This is a genomic window from Streptomyces sp. NPDC046985, assembly GCF_040644415.1.
In the GTDB taxonomy this organism is placed as follows: Bacteria; Actinomycetota; Actinomycetes; order Streptomycetales; family Streptomycetaceae; genus Streptomyces.
Genome location: NZ_JBEYWK010000025.1, coordinates 26880 through 43319, shown reverse-complemented (window position 1 = coordinate 43319; position 16440 = coordinate 26880). Strand labels below are relative to the sequence as shown.

Genomic DNA, 16440 nt, shown 5'->3' with positions numbered 1-16440 from the left:
CGGGCCTAGCCGCTGGCCGCGCCGCCCGTCAGGGGCGGTCCCCCTCACGCCTGCCACGGCGCGGGACCGCCCCTTCTCCTCAATCCCGCACGGCCCCCGGCGGATACCTGCCGGGGGGCCGTGCGGGATCAGGTCGCGGAGGGGCGGCGGCCGCCTCGTCGGTGGGCGCCGGCACCGCCGGTCCCGGCGGCGCCGCCCTTGGCCTTGTCGGGCGCGGCCCGACGACCGGATCCGCGGACGGCCTTGCCCGGGGCGGCGCCGGTCGCCGCGTCGGGCGCGGACCGCCGGTCGGAACCGCGGGCGGCCGCGGTTCCCGTGCCGCGCGTGGCGCCGCCGGATCCGCTCCGGCGTCCGGAGCCCCGGCCGCCCGACCCGCCGGCGGCGGCCGCCGTCTGCGCCTCGCCGTCGGTACGGCGCCGACGGCCGGACCGCCCGCCGGACCGGGAGGCGCTCGTGCGCGCCGGACGCGACGCCGCCGGTACGGCCGGCTGGGGGACCTCGATCACGACGGCCACGCCGGACGGCTCGCGCGCGCCGGTGAGGGCGGCCAGTTCCGCGGCGCTCGACGTGACGCGGGTCGTCCGGGGACGGATGCCCGCGTCCGACATCAGCCGGGTGACGTCCCGCTTCTGGTCGGGCAGCACCAGCGTGACCACGCTGCCGGAGCCGCCGGCGCGGGCCGTGCGGCCGCCCCGGTGGACGTAGTCCTTGTGGTCGGTGGGCGGATCGACGTTGACGACGAGATCGAGGTCGTCGATGTGTATGCCACGGGCCGCGACGTTCGTCGCCACCAACGCGGTGATCTGGCCGGTCTTGAACTGCTCCAGGGTCCGCGTGCGCTGCGGCTGCGAGCGGCCGCCGTGCAGGGCCGCCGCGCGGACGCCGACGGCCAGGAGCCGCTTGGCGAGCCGGTCGGCGGACCTCTTGGTGTCGAGGAAGAGGATGACCCGGCCGTCGCGGGCGGCGATGCGCGTGGTGACGGCCTTCTTGTCGGTCTCGTCCTGGACGTGGAGCACGTGGTGCTCCATGGTGGTCACCGCTCCCGCGGACGGGTCCACGGAGTGCACCACGGGGTCGGTCAGGAAGCGCTGCACCAGGCGGTCGATGTTGCGGTCGAGCGTGGCCGAGAAGAGCATGCGCTGCCCGTCCGGCCGTACCTGCTGGATCAGCTTGGTGATCTGCGGCAGGAAGCCCATGTCGGTCATCTGGTCGGCTTCGTCCAGCACCGTGATGCGCACGCCGCCGAGCACGCAGTCGCCGCGCTCCACGAGATCGTTGAGCCGCCCCGGAGTCGCCACGACCACCTCGGCGCCCCGGCGGAGCGCGCCGGCCTGCTTGGTGATGGACAGCCCGCCGACCACGGTGGCCAGGCGCAGGTTCACCGCCGTCGCGTAGGGGGTCAGCGCGTCCGTCACCTGCTGGGCGAGTTCACGGGTGGGAACCAGCACGAGGGCGAGGGGCGCCTTGGGCTCCGCGCGCAGTCCGGCCGTACGGGCCAGCAGCGCCAGGCCGAACGCGAGGGTCTTGCCGGAACCGGTGCGTCCGCGGCCCAGCAGGTCGCGGCCGGCGAGCGAGTTGGGCAGCGTGGCGGCCTGGATGGGGAACGGGGTGGTCACGCCCTGCGCGGTGAGCGTCTTCAGCAGCGCCGCGGGCATGTCCAGGCCGGCGAAGTCCTCGACGGCGGGGAGTGCGGGTGTCGTGTTTTCCGGCAGCCGGAACTCATGCGGTGACGACGCGGACGGTGCGGGCGACGCGGCGCGCCGGTTGGGCTTCTGGGGCCTGCGGGACATGCGGTGATGTGCCTTCCTGGGAACAGCGCAAGCCGGGGTCCGCACCATGACGGTGCGGACCCCGGCGAGCGGGTACGCGTCCGGCGATCAGGCGGGGACGATGTTCTCCGCCTGCGGGCCCTTCTGGCCCTGCGTGACGTCGAAGGAGACCCGCTGGCCTTCCTGGAGCTCACGGAAGCCCTGGGTCGCGATGTTCGAGTAGTGAGCGAAGACGTCGGGGCCGCCGCCGTCCTGCTGGATGAAGCCGAAACCCTTTTCGGCGTTGAACCACTTCACGGTTCCCTGTGCCATGATCTCCTCCTTCTGCTGGCAGAGGCCCCATCCGGAGGTGCCGGAAAACAAATAATGCGCCTGCAGGAGAAACATTCCCGTCAGGCGCACATAGCTTCATGGGTACCACAACTGCAACATCAGAAGCTTAGCACGGCGGAACGCCGCCGTGCGTCCAGCGGCCTCGCGGAGCGTCTCGGCTTCGACAGAGCGTGAGCGGACTGTCGCGACGGGTGCGCACTGTCCGGCCCTGCGGTGAGGCACGACGGGTGTGCGCCGGTGAGAAACGAGAGGTGTGCGCTGTCCCACTCCGTGGTCACTCCATGGTGAGGCACGACCGGTGCGCGCCGTCCGCCCCACGGCCGGTAGGCGAGTAGGCGAGTAGGCGAGAAGTGACGCGCGCCGGCGCCGGGTCCGCCGATGACACGGCAGTCGGCGGCGGCCGGCGCCCCGCGCCCTAGGCGCGGCCGGTCACCCCCGGCCGCGCCCCAGCTCGTGCAGGACCGCCTGCGCCATGACCGCCTCGCCTTCGGCGTTGGGGTGCGCGGGCGCGGCGGGCGAGGTGGGCTGGAGCGGTTCGATCCAGCGCTCGCCGGGCGCCTTGCACATGTCGTGGCCGACCGTGGGCCCGTAGGTGTCGACGTACTCCGCCCCGTTCCAGGCCGCGACCAGCCGCAGCATCAGGTTCAGCCGCTTGCCGGTGTCCCGCAGGTAGGGGAAGTCGCCGCGCGCGAACGGCACCGTGGGGAAGCAGCCCGTGCCGTCGTCGGGCAGCAGGTCCGGATAGCCGACGAGCAGCACCCGCGCGTGCGGCGCCCGCTCGCGCACGCCCCGCAGCACCTGGTCGATCTTCGGCGCCGTCCGGATCACGGCCGCCGTCAACTCGTCGTATCCGGCGGAGTGGTACGAGCGCCGGCAGGGATCGCCCTCCGGGTCCTGGGCGGCGAGCCGGGCGCAGGTGGCGATGATCGAGCCGAAGCCGACGTCGTTGCCGCCGATCTGCACCGTCACCAGGTCGGTGCGCCGCCCGACCGCGTCGAGCTGGGGCGCGTTGGCGCCCTGCGGTCGCCACATCTCGGCGGTCGTCGCGCCGGCGCAGCTCACGTCCCGGAACGAGGCGACCTCGCGCCGGTCGGCCACCAGCGAGGGGTAGTTGTGGTCCGAGCGGGCGCAGGCGACGTCCACCTGACGGGGGATCAGCGGCCCGGAGGTGTAGGAGTCGCCGAGCGCGACGTAGTCCGGAGCGCGCTCGGCGGGACGCGCGGCGGCCGGGACCGCCGACGCGGCGACCAGGGCGCACCCGCTCAGGGCGGCCCCCAGCACCGCCCGCCGCCGGGCCCTCCTTCGTGTGGCGTGAGCCATCTCGGTCCTCCCCCTCGCCTATGGGACAACGCGACCAGAGCCACACCGGCAACGGCGGCCCCGCACGTCTCGACTGGCCTTGTATACCGCCCACACGGTCGCCGTGGACAGAAGCGGGATCACTCCAACTGTTGGACTACTGCTCAGACTTGGTCCGAGAACGGGTGGAGTCAAGGCAGCGGCCGCGGCGCCCGCCCCGAGCGGCCCCGGCGCCCGCCCCGAACGGCGCGGCACGGCCCGGCGCCTCCAGCCCCCTCCCCTGGCATGCCCTGGTCAAATCTGTCACCCTTTCGGCAGCCGTATCCCTCGGGCACGGCCGCACCTCCCGCTCAGCGACCCCGCGACCCGCCCCCGGCGCACCCGGCCCGGCGGGCGCAACCGATGCGGCCGGTCCCCGGCCGCCGCCGAAGGAGCAGTGTGTGAGACCCACCCCCCACCGGGCCCTCGGAGCCGGCGTGCTCAGCGCCGCCGCCCTGATCGCCTGCACCCTCCCTGCCACTCCCGCCGCCGCACGGACCGCCCCGGGACCGTCGGCCACCGCCTGCGTCACCGGCCGGACGGCCGCCGACGGCGCTCAAGCGAAAGGCACTTCGACGGGCAGCGGCTGCGCCGTCGCCCCGCTCGCCGCCGACGCCACCCGCACTCCGGCCGCACCCGGCTACACCGTCAGCCTCAGCAGCAACAGCTCCGGCACCGGGTGGACCGGGCACGAGAGCGTGAGCTTCACCAACGCCTCCCCGACCGCCCTCAGCGAGGTCTACCTCCGTCTGTGGGACAACGCCCACGGCGGCTGCTCCGCGCTGCCGATCAAGGTCAGCAACGTCAGCGGCGGCTCCGCGGGCGCCCTGTCCGCCGACTGCACCTCGCTCAAGGTGACCCTCCCGTCCCCGCTGGCCCAGGGCGGCAGCGCCTCCATCGGGTTCGACCTCGGCATCACCGTGCCCAGCGGCGCCGACCGGTTCGGTCACGACGGCGCGTTCAGCTTCCTCGGCAACGCTCTGCCGGTCCTCGCGGTGCGCGACGGCGCTGGCTGGCACCTGGACCCATACACGAACAACGGCGAGTCCTTCTACTCGCTGGCCGCCGACTTCAAGGTCACCCTCGACCACCCCAGCTCCCTGCTGGTCCCGGCCACCGGCGCCTCCACCGACGCCCCCGGCAGCAGCGGCCGGACGGTGACCACGGCCACCGCCTCCAAGGTCCGCGACTTTGCTTGGGCCGCCGGCCCGTTCAGCAAGATCTCCGGCACCTCCCCCGGCGGCGTCGCGGTCAACGTCTACTCCGTCTCCAACATCAGCTCGTCCAGCGCCCAGTCCATGCTCAGCACCGCCAAGAGCGCCGTCGACGCCCACGCGAGCCGCTTCGGGGCGTACCCGTACGGGGAGTTGGACGCGGTCATCGACAACAACTACTGGTTCGGCGGCATGGAGTACCCCGGCTTCGTCCTCGACCTGGTCAGCAGCACCGCGCTCACCCACGAGATCGGCCACCAGTGGTGGTACGGCATCGTCGGCGACGACGAGTACAACAGCCCCTGGCTGGACGAGGCGTTCACCGACTACGCAACGGACCTCGCCCTGGGCAAGACCGGCACCAACTGCTGGAGCAGCGTCTCCTGGGCCTCCAGCGCCGAGAAGATCACTGACTCGATGGCCTACTGGGACGCCCACTCCTCCCGGTACTCCACCGTCGTCTACGGCTACGGCAAGTGCGCCCTGCACGACCTGCGCCGCCTCCTCGGCGACACCGCCATGGCCAAGCTGCTGAAGGACTACGCGGCCGCCCACTGGTACGGCGTCTCCACCACCGCCGAGTTCAAGGCCGCCGCCCAGGCGGCCACTTCCACCGACCTGACCTCGTTCTGGACCCAGCACCGCATCGACGGCTGACCGGTCCGACGGACCGGGGCGGCGCCCCAAGCGCCGCCCCGGCCGCCCCCGACCACCCGCGCCGGCCACACCATCGATGCGGCCGACGAGGAGAGCCGCACCTCATCGCACCGCAACTGACCTGACATCGCCTCACCGTTCAGGCTTCGCGCTCGGGCTTCCGGCGGGAATCGCCGAAGGAAACAGCCTTTGCGGGAGGCCGGTCGGCGTCGCCGGGGCAGGAGGCAGGTCCGTGCAGACTCGGCTGAAAGGAATGTCGGGCGCGATGTCCGCCCACTCCTCGTGAGTGGGGTTGGCCGCGACCAGGCGGCAGGCACGGCCGTCCGGGTCGCGAAGGGCCGCGCTGAGCGGTGCGATCCGCCATGTCGTGACGCTGAGCAGGTCGTACGTCAACAGACTTGAGCCGTCGGCGGAGAACGCGATCTCTCTCAGGTCGTCGCCGAGGTCGAGGTGGGCGACGGTGTGCGGGCTGGACGGAATGCCGACGTCCCACAGCAGTGCCTGATTCCCGGCGCCGGTCCCGGCGATCAGGCGGCTGTCGGCGCTGAAGGCGAAGTGGGCCTCGAATCCCGTGCCCGGCAATCGGCTCAGGTAGCGCGGCTCACTCGGCGACGAGATGTCGAAGACCTCCGTTCTCTCGCCGGCCGAGTCGAACAACAGCAGTCGGCCGTCCGGACTGACGGCGACCGCGTTTCCGTCGAGTGGCAGGTAATCGTGGTTCGGATTGGGCAGCGTCGCCACCCGGCGGGGAGCACGCGGATCCGCGACGCTGTAGACATCGGTGCCGACGGACAGCAGTTTGCCGTGCGGGATGAAGAGCGGGTCGCCGCCGTGGAATTCGGCCTGTTCGATCTGCGCCAGCCGAACCGGGCGACCGCGATGAGAGACGTCCCACAGCGTGGTGGGACGGTGGAGGACGTTCGCGGCCATGAGCGTGCCGTCGGGCGAGAACGCCAGGCCCGGGATGTAATCCTCGGCTGTGTCGAGTCGGATCCGTGCCCACTGTCTCGGGGCGCCGGGATCGGAGACGTCCCAGACGGTCGCGGCGCCGGTCGTCTCCTCGGTGATCGCCAGGAATCGGCCGTCGGGCGAGAAGACGCCCTGCGGACCAAGAGACTGCCAGTCTCCGACGGGGAACGTCGCGGTGGTGCGGCCGGCCTGCGGGCCGCTGAGCGAGATGAGGCTCATCTGCTTCTGCCCGGTCGCCAGGGCCAGCAGCCTGCCGCGCGGGTGCAACGCGTGCGGGAGCACGGGCATGAGCTGACTGGCGTACTTCACGGGTGTCCCCGGCGCCACCTGCCCGGTCTTCTGCGGGCTGAGCCGGTCCTTGACCGTCCAGAAGTACATCTTGCCGTCCGGGTCTCCCGTGACGACGGTGCTGCCGTCCGGGGAGAAGGCGGCGCTCTGGGCCTCCGGGCCGCTGAAGGCGGCCACTCTCACCGGCCCCTGCCGAGCGGAGACGTCCCACAGGATCGCGCTGCGGTCCGTGCTCGCGGTCACCAGATAGCGTCCGTCCGCGTCGAAGGCCACCGACGTCACCGGCCCGCCATGTGCGCTGAGCACGGCCACTCGGCTGGGACGGAGGGGATTCGAGAGGTCCCACAGACGGGTCTGCGCGTCCTGCGTGCCGACCGCCAGACTCATTCCGTCCGCGCTGAAGGCGGCCGTCTTCGGAGCGTCACCGGCGCCCGGGAGCCGCCCCAGCCGACGCGGCGCCGAAGGGTCGGCCACATTCCACAACTCCACTGCACCGTCCTGCCATCCGAGCGCCAGCAGATGGCGCCGGGCGGAGAACGTGACCGTCTGGACACTGCTCGGGCGGGTCGGAAAAGAAGCCGCTGAACGGGCCTGGCCGGCGCCGCGGCCGGTGCTCCACAGGGTGGCCGGCCCGAAACCGACCGGCACCGTCACCAGCAGTGCGCCGTCCGGGCTGAACCCCGCGGCTTCCAGGCCGTGCGCCAGGCGCTGGTAGCCTCGCGGCTCGGGCGCGGACCGGTCGGTGAGAGAGAAGCGGCCCAGGGTGCCGCTGCCCGCGATGAGCATCATCGCGTGGTCGGAGACCCAGGTATACGTATGTCCGAAGCCTTCCGCGTACGGACTCGGCGCCACGTCCGCGACGCGCCGCACCTGAGGGGAACCGGCCACCCTGAAGATCTCCGCGGTGCCGTCCCCCATCCCCATCACCAGGGTCCGCCCGTCCGGGGTGTAGGAAAGCGGCGCTCCCCCGGTCGTCTCCGCCTGCGCCGAGCCGGAGAACTGCGTCCCGGCGAGCACGTCGAGCAGTGTCGCGCGGCTCGCCGCGTCCCCGCCCGCACGGTGGTACGCGGCGACTGCCAGCCACAGCGCGGCTCTGGGGTCCGACGAGGTCTCAGCGCGGGCCGCCGCCTCCAACTGCCGTGTCTGCGCCGCCTGACCGTTGCGCTGCGCGACGGCGTTGCGCTGCCACGCGATTCCTCCCGCCACCAGGGCCAGGACCAAGGCGACGGCTATCGCTCCCAGGGACTGCTTCAGTCTGCGCGTGCGGGCGAGTTCCCTCGTACGCTCGGCGTCCTCCACGGCACGGCTGGCCGCGAGGAACGCGGCGTCCAGCGGGCGCGGCGGCCTGCGCCTGCCCTCCTTGCGCGCCCACTCCTCGGCGTTGGTCAGCCGAGCGCCCCGATAGCAGTAGGCCCGCAGACGGCCGGCGCGCTCCCACTCGTCCGCGGCGTCCGCCAGTTGCTGGCGGGTCACCAGCCCAGCGCGGTCCTCGGCTGTCCACTTCCGCAGCCGCGGCCACGCCCGCAGCAAGGCTTCGTGGGAGATCTGCGCGCCGGTCTGGTCCCGGGTCACCAGGCGGGCCTGCACCAGCCGGTCGCCCACCAGGTTCGCCAACTGGGCTTCCTGGGCTGAGCGGCCGTGCATCAGCTCGTCGAAGTCCACGCGGCGGCGGACCGCTTCTGCGCTGCCGGCTCGGACGAGCACCATGCTGAGCAGCAGGTCGCGCAGAACCTCGCGGCCCGGGTCGGCCAGTTCCTGGTAGATGCTCTCCGCTGTCTTGGTGACCGAGTCCCAGATCCCGCCCGTGCCCGCGTAACCGGCCAGCGTCAGAATCCCGGCGCCGCGCCGGACCCACGTCTCGCGCAACGCGTGGGCGAGAAAGGGAAGCGCGGCGCCGAGATCGCGGTGGCCGCCTTCCCGCAGATCCCGCAACAGCAGCTCAGCCAGGCCGTGTTCGAGCCGCAGTCCGGCGGCACGGGCGGGCTGCTCGATGGCGGCCCGCACGCCGTCGCCGTCCAGCGGGGTCACGATGACCGACCGGTCGCGCAGCGCCTTCACCAACTCCGGGTGGGACAGGCAGTTCCCGTAGTGGTCGGCGCGCAGCCCGATGACGACGCGCAGCCCGCGCTCACCGTGGTCGGCGCACAACAGGCTGATGAACCGGTCGCGTTCGCCCGCGTCCTGGCACTGGGTGAAGACCTCTTCGAACTGGTCGACCACCAGCACCCGGCAAGCGGGATGTCCTGCCACCGGGCCCGGTAACCGTCCGGCCAGCAGGTCCGGCTCTGTCTCAGCGTACGAACGGCCGGTGACCTGCGCCCATCGCTCACCCAGCGCGCGCACCGGATCACGGCCGGGGGAGGCGAGGAGGACGGCGGGCCATGGCGAGGACGCGTCCGCCTCGCCGGCGCGTTCCAGTGCGGCCAGCAGGCCGGCGCGCAGCACCGAGGACTTGCCCACTCCGGAGGGGCCCAGCACGATCAGCGGCGAGGCGCCGACGGGTTCGCGGACCTTGCCGAGGAGGTCGGCGACCAGGTCGTCCCGGCCGAAGAACCGTTCGCTGTCCTCGGCTTGGAAGGGCTTCATGCCCGGGTACGGGCACGGTGAGTCGTCCGTCGGGTGGGGCGCGTCGCGGGGCGTCCGCGGCGGCCGGCGGTAGGCGCGGTTGGCGGCGACGACGATCTCGCCGGCGCGGTCCTCGCTCAGTCGGTGCGGGCGCACGGCCGCGTCCTGGAACCTGCGGTCCAGTGCCGCGTACAGATGGTCCAGGGTCATCCAGGCGGGTGCGACCGGATCCCCCTCATCGAGCAGTCGCAGCACCGCGCCCGAGAACAGGGTGAAGCGTTCGCCTTCGGGAGCGAACGACAGGGCGTAGTCGGAGGCGGAGCTGAGCAGGTAACTGCCCTGGGGGCGGGCGCTGGCGAGGGCTTCGTTGCGCCGACCGCGCGAGGCCGCCTCCGCGAGGCCGGAGAAGCAGCAGTCCAGGACGACGACGGCACGGGCTGGACAGGCGCTGAGCAGGTTCCGGACCGATCGGTACGGCACCGAGTGGGCGACCCGTTCGTAGGACGGGCTGGAACGCGTGGCCAGGTACAATTCGTCCTGCGGGCCGAGAAGGCCGTGTCCTATGAAGTAGAAGAGCAGCAGCCCTCGCGCGGTGGACGCCGCGTGCTCCACCGCGTCGACGACGACGCCGTCGTCCTCCGGGTCGAGCAGCAACGTGATCCGCGAGACGTCCATGCCGCACGCCTCGTGCAGGGCCCTGGCCACGTGCAGCGCGGTGTCGCGGACGCTGGGGAGATCCTCCAGGCCGGAGGCTTCCGTGTGACGGCTCGTGCCGACCACGACGGCATACGCCGACTCACCGGAGAAGTCACTGGTCTGGCGCATCGGGTGCGGGCTCACTCTTCCCGCGGTTCCGGCTGCGGCCCGTCCGCGGTCACCTGCCGGACGTCCAGCGTCGCCGCGAGATCCCGCACGAGTGCGGACACCTGGGCGGCTGACAGATCCTTCACGCCCTCGGTGGTGACGGTCAACTGCGCGCCGTCGGGCCGGGTGAAGGTCACCGTCTGCTTGCCGGTGCGGCTGCGCACCCAGGCCACGACCGCACTCGCCAGAACGGTGGCCACTCCCCCGGGCACCAGCAGTGCCGTGAGGACGTCGGTCGACGCGCCCATCGCGCCCGGTCTCGGCGCCGCCCCGGCACGAGTGATCACACCCCGCAGGTCGCGCTGCCGGCCCAGCCACGCGCTGAGGTCGTGCACGGGAGCGCCGCCCGCCTCTGACCGCTCTCCTTGAACCGTGATCGTCAGCAGCACCGCCACCCCCAGCTCGGTCGGCTCTGAAAGCGCTCCCATGATAGGGGCCCGCAGCACATCGGTTCGACAGCATGCAGATCAGCCCGAGTCCGCCCAGCGCGGTCGCGACAACGGAGGCGAGGACAGGCTCGCCCTGCAACTCCCGCAGCGCCTCCGACCAGCACGGACATGGGTCGATCCGCCTGCGGACCACTGCTTCTCCGGCCGCGCTACCGGGACCCTCACCGTGCCCCTGTCACACCCCGAGTTCCGTTCGTGCGGCGACCGCCGCGCCTGGACTGCGGGGCATGCATCGGCCCCCGAGGCTGGAGGTCGCAGGGTTCCCACTGCTCTCGCCCTGGGGGCCGGTGACGTCATTCGGGTACCCGCACGCGCACCCGGTACGCCCCGTCTGCTCCTGATGGCCGGAACTGTCACTGCCGGCACACCCGGCTCGCGGTGGACAGGGCGCCGACCGGCAGACCGCCCAGCCAGTCGGTGACCTGCTCGGGGACGTCGGACCGCCGGGTTCAGCGCCGCGCTCCCCACGCTGCGCCGGACCCGAGGATTCTCCTGGGCATGGGCGGCCTGGGTGAGCGGATGCACTGTTGAGCGAAGGCCGTCCGGTAGCTGCTAGCGGGGCTTTTACCGTCGTTGCCGCAGTCGGCGGGGCCCGTAGTGGTAGCCGTGAGCACTGCCGCCCCCGAGGACGGAGCGGTGGGGCCGATCCGCGCGTAGGCGGACCCATTGCGGCAGTCGTTGCGAACGCCAGCCAGAGGGTTTCTGTCCGGCACGCCTTTCCGGCCACAGCACCAGCCCCGGTCTCCTCGACCGCTTCGCGCCGGGCAGCCGGACACCCCCGGCTCCGGGCGAAGGCGAGTCCGTCGCCGTCTGCCGCTTCCCGCGAACGGCGCCACACTGGATACGTGGCGCAGACGGATCGGCAGCTCGCGCAGCGGTTGGAGCGGGCCATCATGAGCCTGCTGGAGCGCCGCGCCGACACCTCCTCGATTTGCCCGTCCGATGCCGCGCGCGCGGCCTACGAGGGTGACGACGACGGCTGGCGAGCCCTGATGGAACCCGCCCGCCGAGCGGCCTGGCGCCTGGTGGCGGCCGGCGAGGTCGAAGTGACCCAGGCGGGGCGCCCCGTCGAAGAGGCCGAGGTGCGCGGCCCGATCCGCATCCGCCGCGCACGCCGATAGCCACTGGCACGGTCGCGGTCCCGACGCGAGTTGTCGAAGCAATCGGCCTTGACCGTGGTCATGGCCGTAATCGCGATCCTGGCCTTCGTCCCCGATGTCATCGCCGCGCAACGGAAGGAACGCGCCCGCATTCGTGGCGAGAAAGGGCATCCGCTGGAGTGGACGCCTCCTCGCCGCCGCAGCCTGAGCAGGCGGGGACTCCCGCGGCGCCCGAATGCGGAGATCAGAAAGCGGCCAGGATCTTCGCCATGACCCGCTCCCTGCCCACGCCATCGGGCAGAGGATCGCCGGGCTCACCCGTGTCCGTGAAACCGTGCCGTTCATAGAGCGCGGTCGCCCTGCGGTTGTCCGGCATGACGGACAACCGCAGCGTCGTGGCACCGCGCTCCGCCGCCCACCGCTCGACCGCCTGGATCAGGCAGTCACCCACGCCCTTGCCCCGAGCCGTGGGGTTGACCCACATCGAGATCAACTCCGCGTTGTCTGACTCCTCGCCCGGCACTCCGCTGGCCATGCCCACCGGGAGACCGTGCAGGAGCGCGACGAGATCACGCGCGCCGGGAATCGACAGACGGGCACGCCAGCGGTCCTCTCGGTCGCCGGAGCCCTGCCACTGGGCCAGCGTCGATCCGAACGCGTAAGGCGCCTCAGCAAGCGCGGCCAGTCGCAACTCCCGCCAAAGGGGCCAGTCGTCTGAATCCACAGTGCGTAGTCCAAGCATGATCCAGACCTTGCCCGCCCGCCAAGGCGGTCAGCAAGTTGATTACAGCCATGCATCGAGGTCGTAGCCCGCCGCCGCCATACGCCTCGGTCGGGCCGAGGTCTTGTCCCCAAGACAGGCAACGGTGCGGATGCCTGCGCCATCGCAGTCGCCGTGGCGACGGAGAAGAATCACCCCGCTGAACGGACGGGACCCACCAGAAGGGACCGGCGCCCTCGGGAGACCGCCAGGAGTCAGCACCGCTCACGGACACCTCGTTCCATGCGCGGACCTCACGACGTCGAACGTCAGGAAACGGGAAACCAGACAGACAGGCGCTTGGCAATGACCGGAACGTCGATGTGATCCTGCGCGACCTCCTCGACGAACGGCCCGGCTATGGAGACGGGCGGCGGAACGGTACTGGCGCTGACGCCGTTGAGCCGCAGGAAGACGCGCATGGCGAGCCAGGCCGTGCGCTCGTTGCCGTCGACCAGCGCGTGATTGCGGGCAACGGAGTGCAGCAGTGCCGCCGCTTTCTCATGCAGCGTGGGATACAGCTCGGCCCCGAACACATCGGTCCGGGGCCGTTCGATCGCTGACACCAGAAGCCCCATGTCGCGCACGCTGTGCTCGGTACCGTTGACCGCGCGGGCGATGGCCAGGATCTCGTCGATCTCGAGGTAACGCACTTCGGTCACTTCAGGTAGTCCAGGATCTCCGCGTCGCTGTCCATCAGCTCGGCCAGGACGTCGTCGACCTTCAGCTCAGCCCGGTTCAGGGCGTCGCGGATAGCCTCAATGGCAAGCTCCTGCTTGCTGCGGCCCTCCCGCCGAGCACGCTCGGTGAGCTTCGCGTCAAGATCCTCGGGGAGTCGGAGTGTCATCGCCATACAGCGATGATGCCGGACTGGCATCTAGATGCGAGGCGATCGTCGCCTCCGGCTTGTCCCTCGCCGTGTACTTCCACGCCCTCGGCGACACCCTCCAGCCGTACTCACCCGTCGCCGCGGCCCTCATCGCCTTCGCCCTGACCCCGCTGCCGACGCTCGCTGCCAAGGGCCGCTAGTACACCTGCGCCGCAACGCCGACGGTCTCACGGAGCCCTGCTGGACGCCGACGGCAACCCCAGCGCCGTCACCCTCGACTGCCACGTCTGCCACCAGCCCTAAGAGCGCCCCGACCTGGCCGCCTGCGCCACCCACGACGCGATGGTCTGCTCGCTGTGCCTGAGCACCGACGAAATCGGCGACCACGTGCTCCCGGCCGCGGCGCAGCCGCTCAGAAACCCCGGTGCCGGGCGCGGCACGATTACCGTGGTCGAGTAGACGGCGATTCGGCCGCGGGCGTCGAGAACGTGGCGGCGTCTCCGTCCCAGGGACGGAGCGGCCACGAGCGGCCGCGCGACAGCAGAGGACGACGAGTCATGGACCCCGAGCAGATCGCACAGGAACTGGCCGACGCCCACGAGCTGTTGAGCCAGGCGTCGATGGCGCGGCTGGCGTACAACGGACTCGACGGGCGGCCACGCGTCATCCCGATCGGGATCTTCTGGACCGGCGACGAGATCGTCATGTCCACCGCGGCCACGGCGCCCAAGGTGAGAGCGCTGACCGCCCGCCCCGAGATCGCCCTGACCATCGACGCCGGCGACTCGCCCGGCTCGGCCAAGACGCTGTCGGTGCGCGGCGTCGTGCACCTCACCCTCGTCGACGGGGTGGTTCCGGAGTACCTCGCGGCCGCGCGGAAGAACTTCGACGCCGAGTACGCCGCCGAGTTCGAGCGGAACTGCCGGGCTATGTACGACCAGATGGCGCGTATCGCGGTCGAGCCGCAGTGGGCCCGGTTCTACGACTTCGGCGCCGGCCGAATGCCGCAGTTCCTCACCGAACTCGCCAAGAAGGCGAACTGACCGCGCCCCCCACGGAGCAAGGGACAGGACCTCTGACAGCCAGTGGCTGGTCATACGGCGGGCCCGGTGCGGCGGTCGTCGATAAGGAGGCCGGTGACGGCGAGTGCGAGGGCGAACAGGGCGGCGCTGGCGAGGAAGGCGACCCGGTAACCGTGCACGCACTCCTCCAACCGGCACCCCGAGCGTCGCACGAGCGTTACGGATGACAGGGGGCCACCGAGGTCCGTGCCCTCGCCTACCGGCCGGGCCGCCGACGAGTCGCATGAACAGCGCCTCTGCGGAGGGCGCCTGGACGGCGGCTCGCACCCGGGGGAGGCGGCCGCGGCGAAGTCTCGCCATCCAGCGGTGAACCCTTCGCCCCAAGAGGCCGCACCCCTTGAACGCCCGTCCGGCCAGGCCCGAGAACGACCGGATACAGTGCGCGAGACGCAGCCCGGTCAGGGAAGGGAAGCATGACCGACACCAGCGACACCCGACCCGCCGGCAGTGAAGCGCAAGCGCCGCGGCAGAGCCGACTGCACCGCCTGATGCGCTACCTCCCCCTGATCGCCCCGGTACTGCTGTGGGCCGTGCCCTGCTGGGTGCTCCTGCACACCGGCCAGCACTGGCCGCTGCCGGTCAGACTGATCGGCACCGCCCTGTTCGCCCTCGGCCTCATCGGGATGCCGCTCGCGATGGCGCGCGGCCACGGCCGGCGCCAGCAGGACCGGGCGGCGATCGTCGGTGACACCCTCCTGGGCGCCAGTTGGGTCCTGTTCACCTGGTCCGTTCTGCTCGGCGTCCTGTTGCGGCTCGCCCTGACCGTGGCCGACGTCGGCGAGGGTCAGGACCGGGCCCGCATCGTCACTTGGGCCGTCCTCGGCGTGACCGCCGTGCTGCTCGTCTGGGGGTACGCCGAGGCCCGCCGCGTGCCCCGCGTACGCCAGCTCGACGTGCGACTCCCGCGACTCGGCGCCGGATTGGACGGCACCCGCGTCGTCCTCGTCACCGACACCCACTACGGCCCGCTCGATCGCGCGCGCTGGTCGGCCCGGGTGTGCGAGACGGTGAACGCTCTGGAAGCCGACCTGGTCTGCCATACCGGGGACATCGCGGACGGCACGGCCGAGCGCCGCCGCGCCCAGGCCGTCCCCCTCGGTACCGTGCGGGCCACCCGGGCCCGTGTGTACGTCACCGGCAACCACGAGTACTACAGCGAGGCCCAAGGCTGGGTCGACCTGATGGACGAGCTGGGCTGGGAGCCGCTGCGCAACCGCCATCTGCTGCTCGAACGCGGGGGCGACACCCTCGTGGTCGCCGGCGTGGACGACGTCACCGCCGAGTCCTCCGGTCTGGCAGGTCACGGCGCCCACCTCGCCGGAGCCCTGAACGGCGCCGACCCCGGCCTACCCGTCCTGCTCTTGGCGCACCAGCCCAAGTTCGTCGACCGGGCGGCAGCCGAGGGCATCGACCTCCAACTCTCCGGCCACACCCACGGCGGCCAGATCTGGCCCTTCCACCACCTGGTCCGCATCGATCAGCCTGTCCTCGCGGGACTGAGCCGCCACGGCGCCCGCACCCTTCTCTACACCAGCCGCGGCACCGGCTTCTGGGGCCCGCCGTTCCGCGTCTTCGCCCCCAGCGAGATCACCCTGCTCGTCCTCCGCTCCCCGCACCGCCCCACCTCGCCGTAGCACCGGGCGGGCCGATACGTCCTTTGAGAACTGTCCACGGGCGGAGGGGTGCGGCGCCGACAGACGACAAGGCTCGTCTCACTGAGGACACGACCATGGCCATACCGTCCAGGATCTGCGGCTGCCGGGCGGCCGGGTAGTCGCGCGGCAGGCGGCAGTTGCCCCCGCCGCCGCTGATCGCGCCGATGCCGTCGAACGTGCGACCGTCTTGCGATCCGCCCACGGTCACCGAGGCGGTGCTCGCCGCCTGCGCCGGACCGGCGCCGACGGAAAGCGCGGTGGCCACGAGGGCGAGCAGCCACGGGGGCAGGAGAGATCTCAGGTGTCGTCGCACGGCGTGGTCCTTCGCCGGTGGGGGACGGGACAGCTCATGGGGGCGTATCCCGAACCGTGGTGGGGAGCCGGACGGTCCGGGAGACTGCGCGACAGTGTGGAGTCGTGTTCCCTTGAGCGTCAAGACACCGGACAAAGGGACATCTTCCAACGAAAGAAAAAGCTCTTTCGCATCGTCACCCCCTCGCCAGTCCGCCGGGGAAGGCGGTCACGCGCGGAAGGTGCTCACGCCGCAGCTCAGCGTGGCTGCCGTGAG

General features: G+C 71.8%; 12 protein-coding genes and 1 pseudogene. 5 read left to right on the top strand and 8 right to left on the bottom strand.

Annotated elements, in window-relative coordinates; translation table 11 throughout:
• Positions 1–128: 128 nt before the first annotated feature.
• From ABZ861_RS27640 to ABZ861_RS27630, 3 genes are all read right to left on the bottom strand, one after another.
• Positions 129–1790: a DEAD/DEAH box helicase gene (locus ABZ861_RS27640; protein ID WP_361635407.1), complete on the bottom strand. Its 1662-nt coding sequence runs from the start codon at positions 1788–1790 to the stop codon at positions 129–131.
• 87 nt (positions 1791–1877) lie between these two features.
• Positions 1878–2081 carry a cold-shock protein gene (locus tag ABZ861_RS27635; protein ID WP_023544341.1) on the bottom strand — a complete coding sequence of 68 codons (204 nt, stop codon included), beginning with the start codon at positions 2079–2081 and terminating at the stop codon, positions 1878–1880.
• A 450-nt stretch (positions 2082–2531) separates the two neighbouring features.
• The gene (locus tag ABZ861_RS27630) at positions 2532–3422 is read right to left on the bottom strand and encodes an SGNH/GDSL hydrolase family protein (RefSeq protein WP_361635404.1); all 891 of its coding nucleotides are present in this window, start codon (positions 3420–3422) and stop codon (positions 2532–2534) included.
• 419 nt (positions 3423–3841) lie between these two features.
• Between ABZ861_RS27630 and ABZ861_RS27625 the strand changes: the two genes are divergently transcribed.
• On the top strand, positions 3842–5311 hold the full coding sequence (locus ABZ861_RS27625) for a M1 family metallopeptidase (RefSeq protein WP_361635402.1): 1470 nt from the start codon (positions 3842–3844) through the stop codon (positions 5309–5311).
• A 132-nt stretch (positions 5312–5443) separates the two neighbouring features.
• Here the strand turns inward: ABZ861_RS27625 and ABZ861_RS27620 are convergent, their stop codons facing one another.
• Entirely contained in the window at positions 5444–9958 is a 4515-nt protein-coding gene (locus tag ABZ861_RS27620; RefSeq protein ID WP_361635399.1) for a hypothetical protein, read from the bottom strand.
• Between the two features lie 11 nt (positions 9959–9969).
• Positions 9970–10425, bottom strand: a complete 456-nt coding sequence (locus tag ABZ861_RS27615) for a hypothetical protein (protein ID WP_361635397.1) — start codon at positions 10423–10425, stop codon at positions 9970–9972.
• A gap of 866 nt (positions 10426–11291) precedes the next feature.
• Between ABZ861_RS27615 and ABZ861_RS27610 the strand changes: the two genes are divergently transcribed.
• Positions 11292–11567, top strand: a complete 276-nt coding sequence (locus ABZ861_RS27610; protein WP_361635394.1) for a DUF3253 domain-containing protein — start codon at positions 11292–11294, stop codon at positions 11565–11567.
• 223 nt (positions 11568–11790) lie between these two features.
• Here the strand turns inward: ABZ861_RS27610 and ABZ861_RS27605 are convergent, their stop codons facing one another.
• The 3 genes from ABZ861_RS27605 to ABZ861_RS27595 form a co-directional block, all read right to left on the bottom strand.
• Complete coding sequence (locus tag ABZ861_RS27605) at positions 11791–12288, bottom strand: GNAT family N-acetyltransferase (RefSeq protein WP_361635391.1); 498 nt, start codon at positions 12286–12288, stop codon at positions 11791–11793.
• Between the two features lie 287 nt (positions 12289–12575).
• Positions 12576–12968 carry a Fic family protein gene (locus ABZ861_RS27600; protein WP_361635388.1) on the bottom strand — a complete coding sequence of 131 codons (393 nt, stop codon included), beginning with the start codon at positions 12966–12968 and terminating at the stop codon, positions 12576–12578.
• Positions 12965–13159, bottom strand: coding sequence for a ribbon-helix-helix protein, CopG family (locus tag ABZ861_RS27595; RefSeq protein WP_361635385.1), 195 nt, complete (start codon positions 13157–13159; stop codon positions 12965–12967). The genes ABZ861_RS27600 and ABZ861_RS27595 overlap by 4 nt, the downstream gene beginning before the upstream one ends.
• 38 nt (positions 13160–13197) lie before the next feature.
• Here ABZ861_RS27595 and ABZ861_RS27590 point away from each other — a divergent pair.
• The 3 genes and pseudogenes from ABZ861_RS27590 to ABZ861_RS27580 all read left to right on the top strand — a co-directional run.
• Positions 13198–13594: pseudogene (locus ABZ861_RS27590) on the top strand (hypothetical protein); the annotation flags it as partial.
• A gap of 98 nt (positions 13595–13692) precedes the next feature.
• Positions 13693–14178 carry a pyridoxamine 5'-phosphate oxidase family protein gene (locus ABZ861_RS27585; protein ID WP_361635382.1) on the top strand — a complete coding sequence of 162 codons (486 nt, stop codon included), beginning with the start codon at positions 13693–13695 and terminating at the stop codon, positions 14176–14178.
• Positions 14179–14630: 452 nt separating this feature from the next.
• Positions 14631–15851 (top strand): metallophosphoesterase, encoded by a 1221-nt coding sequence (locus tag ABZ861_RS27580; protein ID WP_361635379.1) that lies wholly within the window; start codon positions 14631–14633, stop codon positions 15849–15851.
• The last annotated feature ends 589 nt before the right edge of the window (positions 15852–16440 follow it).

What these genes read in the sequence shown, in the direction of transcription:
- ABZ861_RS27640 (WP_361635407.1), bottom strand. Translation starts at nt 1,790, where the DNA reads ATGTCCCGCAGGCCCCAGAAGCCCAACCGGCGCGCCGCGTCGCCCGCA.
- ABZ861_RS27635 (WP_023544341.1), bottom strand. Translation starts at nt 2,081, where the DNA reads ATGGCACAGGGAACCGTGAAGTGGTTCAACGCCGAAAAGGGTTTCGGC.
- ABZ861_RS27630 (WP_361635404.1), bottom strand. Translation starts at nt 3,422, where the DNA reads ATGGCTCACGCCACACGAAGGAGGGCCCGGCGGCGGGCGGTGCTGGGG.
- ABZ861_RS27620 (WP_361635399.1), bottom strand. Translation starts at nt 9,958, where the DNA reads ATGCGCCAGACCAGTGACTTCTCCGGTGAGTCGGCGTATGCCGTCGTG.
- ABZ861_RS27615 (WP_361635397.1), bottom strand. Translation starts at nt 10,425, where the DNA reads ATGGGAGCGCTTTCAGAGCCGACCGAGCTGGGGGTGGCGGTGCTGCTG.
- ABZ861_RS27605 (WP_361635391.1), bottom strand. Translation starts at nt 12,288, where the DNA reads ATGCTTGGACTACGCACTGTGGATTCAGACGACTGGCCCCTTTGGCGG.
- ABZ861_RS27595 (WP_361635385.1), bottom strand. Translation starts at nt 13,159, where the DNA reads ATGGCGATGACACTCCGACTCCCCGAGGATCTTGACGCGAAGCTCACC.
- ABZ861_RS27585 (WP_361635382.1), top strand. Translation starts at nt 13,693, where the DNA reads ATGGACCCCGAGCAGATCGCACAGGAACTGGCCGACGCCCACGAGCTG.
- ABZ861_RS27580 (WP_361635379.1), top strand. Translation starts at nt 14,631, where the DNA reads ATGACCGACACCAGCGACACCCGACCCGCCGGCAGTGAAGCGCAAGCG.